Here is a 12,557-nt window from a genome sequence, read left to right as displayed (position 1 = left end):
GAGGGGGGACTGACGCGTGACCACCAACTCCTGGATCGCCATCGACGCGATGGGCGGTGACGAGGGGTTGGCGGTGATGTTGGCAGGCGTCGCCGAAGCTCGGCGCCGCTTCGACGGCACGCATTTCTTCCTGGTCGGCGACGAGGCGAAGATCGCCGAGGGGTTGAAGACTCACCCCAATCTGACGGCGAATTCCGAAATCGTCCACGCGCCCGAAGTCATCAAAGGCGACGAGAAGCCCAGCGCCGCGCTGCGCCGCGCCAAGACGACGTCGATGGGCGTCGCGATCGACCTCGTCAAGCAGGGCCGCGCCGCCGCGGCCGTATCGTCGGGCAATACCGGCGCGCTGATGGCGATGGCCAAAGTCTCGCTGCGCACGATGAAGGGGATCGATCGCCCCGCGCTCGCCGGACTGATGCCCAGCCTCGGCGCCAACGACACGGTCGTGCTCGATCTCGGCGCCAATACCGAATGCGACGCGCGTAACCTGATGCAGTTCGCGGTGATGGGTGCGGCCTATGCGCGCACCCAGCTCGATCTCGCCAGCCCGCGCGTCGCCTTGCTCAACATCGGCACCGAAGATCAGAAGGGCACGGAAGAGATTCGCGATGCCGCCCAGGCGCTGCGCGATGCGACCCATTTGCCGCTGACCTTTGCCGGCTTCATCGAGGGCGACAAATTGTCGCGCGGCGATGTCGACGTGATCGTGTGCGACGGTTTTTCGGGCAATATCGCGCTCAAGACCGCCGAGGGCACCGCGCGATTCGTCGCCGACCTGCTGCGTCGCGCGTTCAGCAGTTCGATGCGCTCGAAGATCGGCTTCCTGATCTCGCGCCCGGCGACCGAATTGCTGCGCCATCATCTCGATCCCAACAATCACAATGGCGCGGTCTTTCTCGGCCTCAACGGCCTGGTCGTGAAAAGCCATGGCGGCGCCAACGAGACCGGCGTCGCCAATGCGATCGCGGTCGCGGCCAAGAGCGTGCGCGACGACCTGGCGCGCAAGATCGCCGAGGATCTCAAATTTTTCGAGACGCGGGAACCCGAAGGAGCAGTTGCGTGAGGCGTGCGGTCATCAGCGGTACCGGGTCGGCGCTTCCGATGCGGCGCGTGTCGAACGCGGAACTGGCTGAGACCGTCGACACCAGCGACGAATGGATCGTCGAGCGCACCGGCATCCGCTTCCGCTACATAGCGGGCCCCGACGAGACGACCGGCACGCTGGCCGCCGACGCGGCGCGCGCGGCGCTGACCGCGGCAGGCAAGGCGGCCGACGATGTCGACCTGATCGTCCTCGCCACCGCGACTCCCGACCAGACCTTTCCGGCGACCGCGACCAAGGTCCAGGCGATGCTGGGGATCGACGATTGCGTCGCGTTCGATGTCGGCGCGGTGTGCTCGGGCTTCCTCTACGCGATCCAGGTCGCCGACAGCCTGATCAAGACCGGTGCCGCCAATTGCGCCCTGGTGATCGGCGCCGAGACGTTCAGCCGTATCCTCGACTGGGAAGACCGCACGACCTGCGTGCTGTTCGGCGATGGCGCCGGCGCGGTGGTGCTCGAGGCGCGGGACGTCGCCGAGGACGGCCCCGGGATTCTTGCCAGCCGGCTCCATGCCGATGGCCGCCACAACGAACTCCTCTATGTCGATGGCGGGCCGTCGACCACCGGCACGGTCGGCAAGGTGCGGATGAAGGGACGCGAAGTGTTCCGCCACGCGGTCACCAACCTGGCCAGCGTGATGGACGAATCCCTCGTCGCGGCGGGACTGGTCCCCGGCGATGTCGACTGGGTGGTGCCGCACCAGGCCAATGCCCGCATCCTCGATGCGACCGCGCGCAAGCTCGGATTGGCCGCCGAAAAGGTCGTCGTGACGGTCGACCAGCATGCCAACACCTCGGCCGCGTCGGTCCCGCTCGCGCTCGACACCGCGATGCGCGACGGGCGAATCAAGCCGGGCCAGATCGTCGTGCTCGAAGCGATGGGCGGCGGCTTCACCTGGGGCGCGGCGGTCGTCCGCATCTGAGGTCGTGCCGGTCCGGCCATAGCTTGATCATGTGCCCGTAACCGGTTCCGCGGCACCACGGCCTGCCCCATTAAGGGTAATTAAGCCCATTTCATGCCTTCCTCCATTGTGTTACGGCAAGTTTCTGCCACGCAAGGGAGGGTGTGAATGGCAAGTGTAGGTACGTTGACGCGGGCTGATCTATCCGACGCGCTGCAGCGTGAAGTGGGGCTATCCAGGGCCGATTCGGCCAAATTGGTCGAAGAGATCCTTGATCATATGTGCGACGCGCTGGCGCGCGGCGAAAATGTCAAGATTTCGGGTTTTGGCACCTTCGTCCTGCGCGACAAGGGTCAGCGCATCGGACGCAATCCCAAGACCGGCGTGGAAGTGCCGATCGCGCCGCGGCGCGTGCTCACTTTCCGTGCCAGTCAGATGATGCGCGACCGCATCGTCGAAGCGGGCTGACGGAGCAGCGCATGGCCGCGCTCGACAAGGCGGCTGGCGCATTTCGTACGATTGGCGAGGTGTCGCAAGACACTGGATTGCCTCAGCATATCCTGCGCTATTGGGAGACGCGCTTCCCGCAATTGCGCCCGCTGCAGCGCGCCGGCAAGCGCCGCTATTACCGGCCCGAGGATGTCGCGCTGATCCGGCGGATCGACGATCTGCTCAACCAGCAGGGCTATACGATCCGCGGCGTGCAGAAATTGCTGGCGAGCGAGGGGCGCGGCGGCGCGGCTGCGGCGACAGCACCCGCACCAGCGGCTGAGGTGCCGGCTGCGCCGGTTCCGGTGCCCGGATCGCCGGTTGATCTCAGCGTACTCAAGGCGATTCGCGATCAATTGGTGCGTGCGCTCGAGGGTTAAAACCACCCGTTATCCCCGCTTTCGCGGGGATGACGGTTGTGAACATTGTGCGGCGAGAACCCTACCGCGCCCGCAACCCGTCCCGCAGTAGCTCCGCCACGACATCCGCCACCGCTTCCGGCGTCCTGTCCTCATCCCACACGCCGTAGCGCAGGCCGAGAAACACGTTCATCCCCATCACTGCCCAGGCATGGACATCGGACACGTCGTCGCGGATCTCGCCGCGGTCGGCACCGGCCTTAAGGCGCTGTTCGATGCGCTCGGCGGTGGTCGCGTAATGCGCGCGGAAACTGGCCGGATCGACGAACTCGGCTTCGTCGATGATTCGGTAGATCTCCTTGTGACCGCGCACGAACTCGAGAAAGCTGAGCAGGCCCGCGCGCTCGGCGGCGATCTGGTGGGGCGCGGCGCGAATCGCCGGGGCGACGGTGTCGCGGACCTGGTCGGACATGTCGCGAACCAGCGCGCGGAAGATCGCGTCCTTCGAATCGAAATAGGTGTAGAAACTGCCCAAGGCGACGCCGGCGCGGCGCGTGATCCCGCTGATCGACCCCTCGTGGAAACCCTTTTCGCCGAATTCGACCGCCGCGGCGTCGAGCAACGCGCGCAGCGTCCGCCGCCCGCGCTCGGTGCGCGGCGCCTTGCCCTCGCTCGCGGTAGCGTCAAGCCCCCGGGCACCGGCAACGCCGGTCCCGAGGACAGGCGTTGCAGTTGAGCCACGCTGGACCATTCTTTTGCCTCCCCGTCTCGCCGGAAGTTGAAACCCGGTTCAGGTTTCAGTATAGGGCAGATCAACAAGCGTTCAACCGGGTCGTTTCCCGCACGGACGATAGACCATTGGGAGGGTTTGAAGGGATGATTCGTCACCGTCATGTGCGCGCGCTCTATATCGGCGCTGCCGCCACCGCATTGTTCGCCAGCCCGGCCTTCGCGCAGGACGCCCCGGCCGCGCAGCCGGCCGCGGTCGATGCCCAGGCGAATGCCGACGCGCCGGCCGACATCGTCGTGACGGCGCGGCGCCGGTCGGAAACGCTGCTCAACGTGCCGATCGCGGTCACCGCCTTCACCGCCGACAAGCTCGACAAGATGGGCGCGGTCGACCTGACCGACATCCAGAACACCACGCCGAACACGACGATCAAGGACGCGCGCGGCACCAATTCGACGCTCGCCGCGTTCATCCGCGGCGTCGGCCAGCAGGATCCGGTGCCGGGCTTCGAGGCCGGCGTCGGCATCTATCTCGACGACGTCTATCTCAACCGTCCCCAGGCCGCCGTGCTCGACATCTATGACGTCGAACGGATCGAGGTGCTGCGGGGGCCGCAGGGCACGCTGTACGGCCGCAACACGATCGGCGGCGCGGTCAAATATGTCACGCGCCGGCTGCCCGACCATTTCGAGGTCGCCGCGCGCGGCACCTATGGTTCGTACAATCAGGCCGACGGCATCGTCAGCCTGTCCGCCCCGATCGGGTCGATGCTCCGGGTCGGCGTGTCCGGCGCGCGGCTGACGCGCGACGGTTTCGGCCGCAACCTCAATCTCGGCATCGACAATTACAACAAGGACATCTGGGCCGGCCGCGGCACGATCGAGTTCGAAACGCCCGACAGCCGCCTGCTCGTCCGCATCACCGGCGATTACACGCATGACAAGTCGGCGCCGCGCAACGGCCATCGCCTGTTCGCCGGCAAGCTGACCGGGTCGCCGGTGCTCGACAATGTCTATGACACCAATGCCGGTCTCAATTTCCCCAAACAGGATATCCAGGCGGGCGGCCTGTCGATGACCGCGACCGCGAAGCTGACCGACAATCTGACGTTCAAGTCGATCAGCGCGTGGCGCAAGGACCGCAGCTTCACCCCGATCGACTTCGATTCGACGCCGTCGGTCGACGTCGATGTGCCCGCGGTCTATCGTAACGAGCAGACCAGCCAGGAATTCCAGTTCCAATGGTCGAGCAGCAAGGTCAACGGCATCGTCGGCTTCTATTATCTCGGCGCCAAGGCCTCGACGGGATTCGACGTGCTGCTCAACACGACGCTCGCCAATCTCGACGCCTATACCGCCGGCGACGTGCGGACCGAGACGACATCGGTGTTCGGTGACTTCACGTTCGATTTCACCCCGCAATTGAGCCTGTCGGTGGGCGGCCGCTACACCTGGGATCAACGCAAGTCGTTCGTCTACAAGGCGAACTTCCTCGGTGGTCCGCTCTACGGCGCGACCAGCGAATTCGGCGGCAATCCGACGCTCAATCTCGGCGCGTCAACCAATTTCCGCGGCGAGGCCAACTTCAAGCGTTTCACGCCGCGCGCCAGCCTGTCGTTCAAGCCGAGCCCCGATCACCTGTTCTACGTGTCTTATTCGGAAGGCTTCAAGGGCGGTGGCTTCGATCCGCGCGGCTCGGGCACCTCGGCGCCGATCAGCAATCCGGCGGTCGGGCGGACGTATCAGGACATCTACAACTACCTCTCGTTCGATCCCGAATCGGTCAACAGCTATGAGATCGGCTGGAAGGGCTCGGCGTTCGACAAGCGCCTGACCTGGGCGCTCGACGGCTTCTATTCCGATTACAAGAACGTCCAGATCCCGGGTTCGGTCGCCTGCACGATCGGCGGCGTCGCCAGTTTCTGCGGCATCACCACCAACGCCGCGAAGGCTGAGATCAAGGGCATCGAGCTCGAAACCAACGCAGTGCTGGCACGTGATTTCGCCGGCCCGCGTTCGAACATCACCTTCACCGGCGCGCTTGGCTATATCGATCCCAAGTACAAGCATTATATCGGCCCGACCGGCGCCGAGGTCTCGCAATACCGCCAGTTCCAGAACACGCCGAAATGGACGGTGTCGGGGACGCTCAGCGGGACGGTGCCAGTGGCGAGCGGCGACCTCAATGCGTCGACCACGGTGTCGTATCGCAGCCTGACGCATCAGTTCGAGGTGGCGAGCCCGTTCCTCGACCAGCCGGGCTATACCTTGTGGGACGCGAACCTGACCTACAGCTTCGGGTCGAAGCGTCAGTATTCGTTCGGCGTGCACGCCAAGAACATCACCGACGTGCATTACAAGATCGGCGGCTATCAATATCTCGCCGCCAACGCCGCGACCGGGCAGATCATCTACACCCCGACCGGCGGCGTCACGCCGACGCTGGGCAAGGAAGGCGTCGCCACCGCCTTCTACGGCAATCCGCGTCAGGTGTTCGGAACCTTCTCGCTCAAATTCTGATGGCAGGTTAAAAGGGGGATGAGCCGGGCGCGCCAGCCGCGTGCCCGGCTCCATCTATAAGAGTGGGAGAGGGCATGACGACGCGGACCGAACGCCCGGGCTATCCGGCATTGGTGCTGGCCATGTTGCTGGTCGTCTATACGTTCAACTTCCTCGACCGCCAGATCCTCGGCATCCTCGCCAAGCCGATCCAGGCCAGCCTGCACCTGAGCGATGCCGAGTTCGGCGCGATCGGCGGCACCGCCTTCGCCATCCTCTATTCGGTGCTCGGCGTGCCGCTCGCTTTGCTCGCCGACCGCGTCGGCAAGACGAAGGTGATCGCCGGCTCGCTGGTGGTGTGGAGCGGATTCACCGCTTTGTGCGGCGCCGCGACGGGCTTCTGGTCGCTGTTCCTGTCGCGGCTCGGCGTCGGCGTCGGCGAGGCGGGCGGCGTCGCACCGTCCTATGCACTGATCGCCGATTATTTCCCGGTCGAGCGCCGTGCCCGCGCGCTCGCCATCTATTCGATGGGCATTCCGATCGGGCTCGGCTCGGGAGTGCTGCTCGGCGCCTATATCGCGGCGCTGGTGAATTGGCAGACCGCGTTCATTACCGTCGGCATTGCCGGCATCGTCGTCGCGCCGGTCTTCCTCTGGCTGGTCCGCGATCGCCCGCGGCCGGCGGCCATCGACACCGAGCACGTTCCGGTACTGTCGGTCATCCCGATCCTCGCCCGCAAACCGGCCTATTGGCTGTTGTCGATCGGCGCCGGATGCAGCTCGATGGCCGGCTATGGCCTCGCCTTGTGGGTGCCCAAGATCATCGCGGTCCATTACGGCTGGACCGCCAATCACGACCTGATCAAGGTCGGCCAGTTCATGGGCTCGCTGCTGCTGATCGGCGGCACCACCGGCATTTTCCTCGGCGGCGTGTTCGCCGACCGGCTCGGGACGGTCGACCGCGCCTGGTATGCGCGCTTGCCCGCCATCGCCTGGCTGATCACCGCGCCGACCTTCATGCTCGGGCTGTTCACGCCTCTCCCGGTACTGGCCTGGTTCCTGTTGCTGATCCCCAACGCGCTCAACACCTTGTGGCTTGGCCCGATCGTCACCGCGGCCCAGCATCTGGCGCCGTCGCGGATGCGGGCAAGCGCCTCGGGCAGCTTCCTGCTGGTCAACAACCTGCTCGGGCTCGGCTTGGGACCGCTGCTGATGGGCACGCTGTCGGACGCGCTGAAGGCGAGCTACGGCGCGGATTCGCTCCGCTACGCCGCGATCATCGGGGTGAGCCTCTATCTGGTCGCCGCTTTGCTCGCGCTGCTCGCGATCAAGCCGCTCAAGCGCGGCTGGGTCGAGGCGGAGGATTAGACTCTGTTTCAGCGAAGCTGAAACGGTGGCGGAGCGGGCCGGTACCGATTCAGCGAAGCTGAAAAACGACTCTAAAGCGTCGCCGGTATCAACCCGCGCAACGCATTCCCGACGAAGAAGCCATGAGCGAGATCGGCGCGCGTCAGCGTCGCTTCGACCGCCCGGCCGCTGTCGATCAGCTCGGCGCGCAACACGCCGGGAAGCAATCCGGCGCTGAGCGGCGGGGTCAGCAGCACGCCGCCGCGCTCGACGAACAGATTGGTGAAGCTGCCTTCGGTCAGCTGGCCGTCGACCTCGAACACAGTCTCGAATCCCTGTCGCGCGCGGTCGTAAAAGGCGCGGTCGCTGGTCTTGTGGCGCAGGCGGAAATCGTCGGGCGCAACCGGCAGCGGCGCGATCGTCACCGTGACCGGCGTCTCTGGCATGGTCGGCATCGCCGCGACTTCGATCGCGACCGCACCCGATGGCGCCAGCACCAGGCGGATACGCGACGCCGCGCGCAACCGGAAGGTCGCGGCCTGTAGCTCGTTGCGCGCGGCATGGCGGTCGAACGCGAAGCCGAAAGCAATCGCGCTCGCCTTCATCCGTGCGAGATGGCGTTCGAGCAAGGCGACTCCCTCGATCGGATCGAACGCCATCGTCTCGATCAGGTCGAAATGGCGCGCGCCGGCACGGACGAACGCGGTCTTGGCCTGTGCCTCGTCCCATTCCTCGCTCATCCGCGAATCGGCGACGATGCCGCCGCCCGCGCCCAGCAGCGCATGGTCCGCGCCATTCTCGATCACCAAGGTCCGTATCGCCACATTGAACATCGCCCCCTCGGTCGCGTCGAGCCGACCGATCGCGCCCGTATAGGGTCCCCGCGGCGCGCTGCCCATCTCGATCCCGGCCAGGGCCTCGATCGCGCGGATCTTGGGCGCGCCGGTGATCGATCCGCATGGGAACAACGCCGCCAGCACGTCGATCGCATCCTGGTCGGGCGCCAGGGTGGCAGTGACGGTCGAGGTCATGGTGTGGATGGTCGGATAGGTCTCGACCGCGAACAAGTCGGGCACGGCGACGCTGCCCGGCTCGGCGACGCGCGACAGGTCGTTGCGCAGCAGATCGACGATCATCAGATTCTCGGCGCGCTGCTTGGCGTCGTCGCGCAATGCGGCCGCCAGCGTGCGGTCCTCCTCGGGCGTATCGCCGCGCCGGGCAGTGCCTTTCATCGGCCGCGTCGTCAGTCGCCCGCCGTCCAGTGCAAAGAACAATTCGGGCGACAGCGACAGCAGCCAGTCGCGCCCGGTCCACACCACCGCGCCATAGCCGGCGCGCGCGCTATCCCTCAGTTGCGCATAAGCGGCCAGCGGATCGCCGATGACCGGCACCCGCGCGCGAAAGCTGAGATTGGCCTGATAAAGATCGCCCGCCTCGATCAGAGCATGCACCTGCCCGAAACGCTCCGCATAGGCGTCCCGGTCGACATCCGGCACGGGCGCGCCCAGCCAGGCGGCCGCGGAGTCGGGCAGACGGGAGGCGACGTCGTCGGGCGCGATCTCGTCGAACCGCTCGAACAGCCCGAACCACAATAAGGGGGTTGCCGCCTGAGCCAACTGGCCGACCGCCGGCTCGAACGCGCTCGCCGCTTCGTACGCCAGGAACCCCGCGGCGTGGAGCCCGCGATGCCGCGCCGCGCGCAGCCGCTCGAGCGCGGACTTGACGCCTGCGACCTCGTGCGTCTCGACGATCTCGACCGGCGCCCGATAGAGCCGTGCGGGCGCGGCACCGGCCGTGCGGGCGTCGTCGAGCAGGACGAAAGGGCGGTCGCGGCGGATCACTTCCTCGGTCATGCAACCGCGCCGGACGCTTCGGCAACCCCCGGTTTCTACCGGCATGGCGTAATCCACATTCATATGCACGTCGTACGGGGCATTGCCGCTCGGCAGTCCAGGTCTTAGGTCTCGGTCATGGCCAGCACCGCGCAGCCGCTTCGCGCGGCGATTATCCCCGTCACTCCGCTCCAACAGAATTGCACCTTGTTATGGTGCACGAAGACGATGCGCGGCGCGTTCGTCGATCCCGGCGGCGACCTGCCCCTGCTGAAGTCGCAAATGGAAAAGCACGGCGTCACCATCGAGAAGATTTTGGTCACGCACGGCCATTTCGATCATTGCGGCGGCGCGGCCCAGCTGGCCGACGATCTCGGCGTGGCGATCGAGGGGCCGCATCCCGAAGACCTGTTCCTGCTCGAAAAGCTCGACGAGGACGGCTTGCGCTTCGGGGTCCCCGGCCGGTCGTTCGTGCCGGCGCGCTGGCTCGATCAGGGCGATACGGTAACCGTCGGTGAGGTGGAGTTCGCCGTCCACCACACGCCGGGGCATACGCCGGGCCATGTCGTGTTCCACCACCCGGAATCGAAATTGGCGATCGTCGGCGACGTCCTGTTCCGCGGATCGATCGGCCGCACCGACTTCCCGCGCGGCAATCACCAGGACCTGATCGACTCGATCGTCACGCGGCTCTGGCCGATGGGCGACGACACCTTCTTCCTGCCCGGCCATGGCGATCCGAGCACCTTCGGCCAGGAGCGCAAGTCCAACCCGTTCGTCGCGGATTCGGTACTCGCCTGAAGCTTCCGGCGTGCCGGCGGCCAATTAGGACGGATCGACCTTCACCATTTCCCATTCGTCATGCCGGGCCTGTCCCGGCATCCACCGTGCCCGGAGCGCGGAGCAAGACGTTCAAGCACGGGCTCAGCCTCCCGGTGGATGCCGGGACGAGCCCGGCATGACGGTTATGAATTAGGCGACTCAGGCAAGAAGTGATCGAGCACCTTTGGCTCTCTTTTCCGCGGGGAAAGAAGCCATCGTACCGCGCGGGCGAACATCGAATGGCGACGATCCTAGCCGAGCGCTGCGAGCTTTTCCTCGGCCAGCCGGTCGAGTTCCGCCCGGCTCTTCTTCTCCGCCGCCGTCTTGAGCTGGCCGCACGCCGCGTCGATGTCGCGCCCCCGGGGGGTGCGCACGGGGGCCGAAATGCCGGCTTCGAAGATGATGTCGCTGAACCGCCGCACGCGCTCGGGCGTCGATGTGTCGTACGGCGCGCCGGGCCAGGGGTTGAACGGGATCAGATTGACCTTGGCCGGGAGCTTGTACTTGCGGATCAGCCGGACGAGCTCGTGCGCGTCCTCGTCTCGGTCGTTCTTGTCCTTGAGCATCACATATTCGAACGTGATGCGCCGGGCATTGTTGGCGCCGGGATAATCGGCGCAGGCCTGGAGCAGTTCCTCGATCCCGTATTTGCGGTTGATCGGGACGATCTCGTCGCGGATTTCCTTGGTCACGGCGTGGAGCGACACCGCGAGATTGACCCCGATCTCCTCCCCCGCGCGCGCCATCATCGGCACCACGCCCGAGGTCGACAGCGTGATGCGGCGCTTCGACAAAGCGAGACCATCACCGTCCATCACGACGCGAAGCGCGTCGCGGACATTGTCGAAATTATAGAGCGGCTCGCCCATGCCCATCATCACGATGTTGGTGAGCATGCGGCCCTCCGGCTGCGACGGCCATTCGCCGAGCGCGTCGCGCGCCAGCATGACCTGGCCGACGATTTCCTGGCTGGTCAGGTTGCGCACCAGCCGCATCGTGCCGGTGTGGCAGAAGCGGCAATTGAGCGTGCAGCCGACCTGGCTCGACACGCACAGTGTTCCCCGATCGGCATCGGGGATGAACACCATTTCGTAATCCTGGCCGTCGGGCGCGCGCAGCAGCCATTTGCGCGTGCCGTCGGTCGACACCTGCGCCTCGATCACTTCGGGCCGGCCGATCACGAACCGCTCGACCAGCCAGGGATGCTGCGCCTTGGCGATGTCGGTCATCGCAGCGAAGTCGGTCGCGCCGCGATTGTAGATCCAATGCCAGATCTGCTTGGCGCGCAATTTCGCCTGCTTGGCCTCCATGCCCGCGGCAAGCAACGCCTCGCGCAGCTCGGTCTTGGACAGGCCAACCAGGTCGACGCGACCATCCTCGCGCGCCACCGTCTGGCGCGGCACGGGCACGGGATCGATGTGCCCGGGGATGGGCATGAGGGCGGCCGACTCTGTCTGCATGGCGCCGCACATAGGGGAAAAGACGTCGTTTTGCTAGGTGGCGCTCAACCGCAACCCAGCGCCTTCAGGCTGGTCGCCATCGCGACGTCGAGCGGGGTGTGCGGTTCCTCCCCGATCGCGGCGACCAAGTCGGCATTGTCGAGGCGCACCGGATGCTCCCAGAACGGGCGCATCTCGACCATTTCCTTCATTGTCGGGTTGAACAGCCCGATCAGCGGGAGCAGCGCCCAGGGCATCCGCCAGGTCTTGACGGGGCGCCCCACCGCCTGGGCGATCGCGCCGGTGATGCGCGTGCCGTCATCGTCCCAGACGCCGCCAAAATGATAGCGCGCGAATTGTGGTAGCGCATCGCCTTTGTCGAGCAGGCGCGCGAATGTCTCGCCGACATCGGGCAGATAGGCCCAGGCGTGTCCGACACCCGCCTTCCAGGGCACCATCACGCGGCCGACCGGCTTGCCGGGCGTCACCAACCCCTGGCTCAGCCAGCTGCCGCCCGGCCGCGGCCCGAAATAGTCGCCGGCGCGCAGGATGACGGCCTTCACGGCGGAATGTTCGATCGCGCTTTCCATCCGGACGCGGATCGCGCCCTTCCTGGTGTTCGGATGCTGCGGGCTGTCGGGCGCGATCACCGGCGAGGTGCGCGGGTCGTAATTGTAGATCGTGCCGGGCAGCGCCAGCCGCGCGTCGTTGGCGCGGACGGCGGCGATGCTGTTCTCCAGCATCGGCAGGACGAGCTTCTCCCAATCGCGATACCCCGGAGGATTGACCGCATGGACGATCGCATCCACGTCCTCCGCCGCCGCCAGCACCGCCGCGCGGTCCATCGCGTCGCCGATCCGCCAGTCGATTCCGTCGCCCTCGCGAGGCGACCGCGTCAGCCCGCGCACCGTCCAGCCGTGCGCGATCAACGCCCGCGCCGTCTCGCCGCCCACGCCACCGCTTGCTCCCAGCACCAACGCCGTCTTCGCCATCGTTCGTCTCCTTGACTTGAGGAAGGCGATATCGACCGGGGCGAGG

The 12,557-nt window shown here is 66.2% G+C and carries 11 protein-coding genes; 7 read left to right on the top strand and 4 right to left on the bottom strand.

The genetic code is table 11. The features are described from left to right. Positions 1–16 precede the first annotated feature (16 nt). The 4 genes from plsX to Q0L25_RS09445 all read left to right on the top strand — a co-directional run bounded on the left by plsX (position 17) and on the right by Q0L25_RS09445 (position 2,873). Entirely contained in the window at positions 17–1,063 is a 1,047-nt protein-coding gene (plsX, locus tag Q0L25_RS09460) for a phosphate acyltransferase PlsX (protein ID WP_296613663.1), read from the top strand. Continuing rightward, positions 1,060–2,025, top strand: a complete 966-nt coding sequence (locus tag Q0L25_RS09455) for a beta-ketoacyl-ACP synthase III (RefSeq protein WP_296613662.1) — start codon at positions 1,060–1,062, stop codon at positions 2,023–2,025. The genes plsX and Q0L25_RS09455 overlap by 4 nt, the downstream gene beginning before the upstream one ends. Positions 2,026–2,172: 147 nt before the next feature. Further along, positions 2,173–2,472 carry an integration host factor subunit alpha gene (locus Q0L25_RS09450; protein WP_066593020.1) on the top strand — a complete coding sequence of 100 codons (300 nt, stop codon included), beginning with the start codon at positions 2,173–2,175 and terminating at the stop codon, positions 2,470–2,472. A gap of 11 nt (positions 2,473–2,483) precedes the next feature. Continuing rightward, complete coding sequence (locus Q0L25_RS09445) at positions 2,484–2,873, top strand: MerR family transcriptional regulator (RefSeq protein WP_296613659.1); 390 nt, start codon at positions 2,484–2,486, stop codon at positions 2,871–2,873. Between the two features lie 61 nt (positions 2,874–2,934). Here Q0L25_RS09445 and Q0L25_RS09440 read toward each other — a convergent pair whose 3' ends face one another. Next, a complete protein-coding gene (locus tag Q0L25_RS09440) occupies positions 2,935–3,603 on the bottom strand; it encodes a TetR/AcrR family transcriptional regulator (protein ID WP_296613657.1) in 669 nt (222 codons plus the stop codon). Between the two features lie 125 nt (positions 3,604–3,728). Here Q0L25_RS09440 and Q0L25_RS09435 point away from each other — a divergent pair, with 125 nt between their 5' ends. Together Q0L25_RS09435 and Q0L25_RS09430 are read left to right on the top strand one after the other, a co-directional pair. Next, complete coding sequence (locus Q0L25_RS09435) at positions 3,729–6,101, top strand: TonB-dependent receptor (RefSeq protein WP_296613655.1); 2,373 nt, start codon at positions 3,729–3,731, stop codon at positions 6,099–6,101. A gap of 74 nt (positions 6,102–6,175) precedes the next feature. Then, entirely contained in the window at positions 6,176–7,447 is a 1,272-nt protein-coding gene (locus Q0L25_RS09430; protein ID WP_296613653.1) for an MFS transporter, read from the top strand. A 71-nt stretch (positions 7,448–7,518) separates the two neighbouring features. Here Q0L25_RS09430 and pabB read toward each other — a convergent pair whose 3' ends face one another. Further along, complete coding sequence (pabB, locus tag Q0L25_RS09425; protein WP_296613651.1) at positions 7,519–9,279, bottom strand: aminodeoxychorismate synthase component I; 1,761 nt, start codon at positions 9,277–9,279, stop codon at positions 7,519–7,521. 117 nt (positions 9,280–9,396) lie between these two features. Here pabB and Q0L25_RS09420 point away from each other — a divergent pair, with 117 nt between their 5' ends. Next, positions 9,397–10,059 carry an MBL fold metallo-hydrolase gene (locus Q0L25_RS09420; RefSeq protein WP_296613649.1) on the top strand — a complete coding sequence of 221 codons (663 nt, stop codon included), beginning with the start codon at positions 9,397–9,399 and terminating at the stop codon, positions 10,057–10,059. Between the two features lie 272 nt (positions 10,060–10,331). Here the strand turns inward: Q0L25_RS09420 and rlmN are convergent, their stop codons facing one another. Next, positions 10,332–11,516 (bottom strand): 23S rRNA (adenine(2503)-C(2))-methyltransferase RlmN, encoded by a 1,185-nt coding sequence (gene rlmN, locus Q0L25_RS09415; protein WP_296613648.1) that lies wholly within the window; start codon positions 11,514–11,516, stop codon positions 10,332–10,334. A gap of 68 nt (positions 11,517–11,584) precedes the next feature. Further along, positions 11,585–12,511: an NAD(P)H-binding protein gene (locus Q0L25_RS09410; protein WP_296613646.1), complete on the bottom strand. Its 927-nt coding sequence runs from the start codon at positions 12,509–12,511 to the stop codon at positions 11,585–11,587. Positions 12,512–12,557 lie beyond the last annotated feature (46 nt).

This window comes from Sphingomonas sp. (assembly GCF_024508665.1).
Lineage (GTDB): Bacteria > Pseudomonadota > Alphaproteobacteria > Sphingomonadales > Sphingomonadaceae > Sphingomonas.
This window is presented reverse-complemented; position numbering and strand designations above follow the sequence as displayed.

Excerpts from the sequence above, each read along its gene's own strand:
- Q0L25_RS09420 (WP_296613649.1), top strand. The coding sequence starts at position 9,397 with ATGGCCAGCACCGCGCAGCCGCTTCGCGCGGCGATTATCCCCGTCACT.
- Q0L25_RS09410 (WP_296613646.1), bottom strand. The coding sequence starts at position 12,511 with ATGGCGAAGACGGCGTTGGTGCTGGGAGCAAGCGGTGGCGTGGGCGGC.
- pabB (WP_296613651.1), bottom strand. The coding sequence starts at position 9,279 with ATGACCGAGGAAGTGATCCGCCGCGACCGCCCTTTCGTCCTGCTCGAC.
- Q0L25_RS09445 (WP_296613659.1), top strand. The coding sequence starts at position 2,484 with ATGGCCGCGCTCGACAAGGCGGCTGGCGCATTTCGTACGATTGGCGAG.
- Q0L25_RS09450 (WP_066593020.1), top strand. The coding sequence starts at position 2,173 with ATGGCAAGTGTAGGTACGTTGACGCGGGCTGATCTATCCGACGCGCTG.
- Q0L25_RS09440 (WP_296613657.1), bottom strand. The coding sequence starts at position 3,603 with ATGGTCCAGCGTGGCTCAACTGCAACGCCTGTCCTCGGGACCGGCGTT.
- Q0L25_RS09430 (WP_296613653.1), top strand. The coding sequence starts at position 6,176 with ATGACGACGCGGACCGAACGCCCGGGCTATCCGGCATTGGTGCTGGCC.
- rlmN (WP_296613648.1), bottom strand. The coding sequence starts at position 11,516 with ATGCCCATCCCCGGGCACATCGATCCCGTGCCCGTGCCGCGCCAGACG.
- Q0L25_RS09435 (WP_296613655.1), top strand. The coding sequence starts at position 3,729 with ATGATTCGTCACCGTCATGTGCGCGCGCTCTATATCGGCGCTGCCGCC.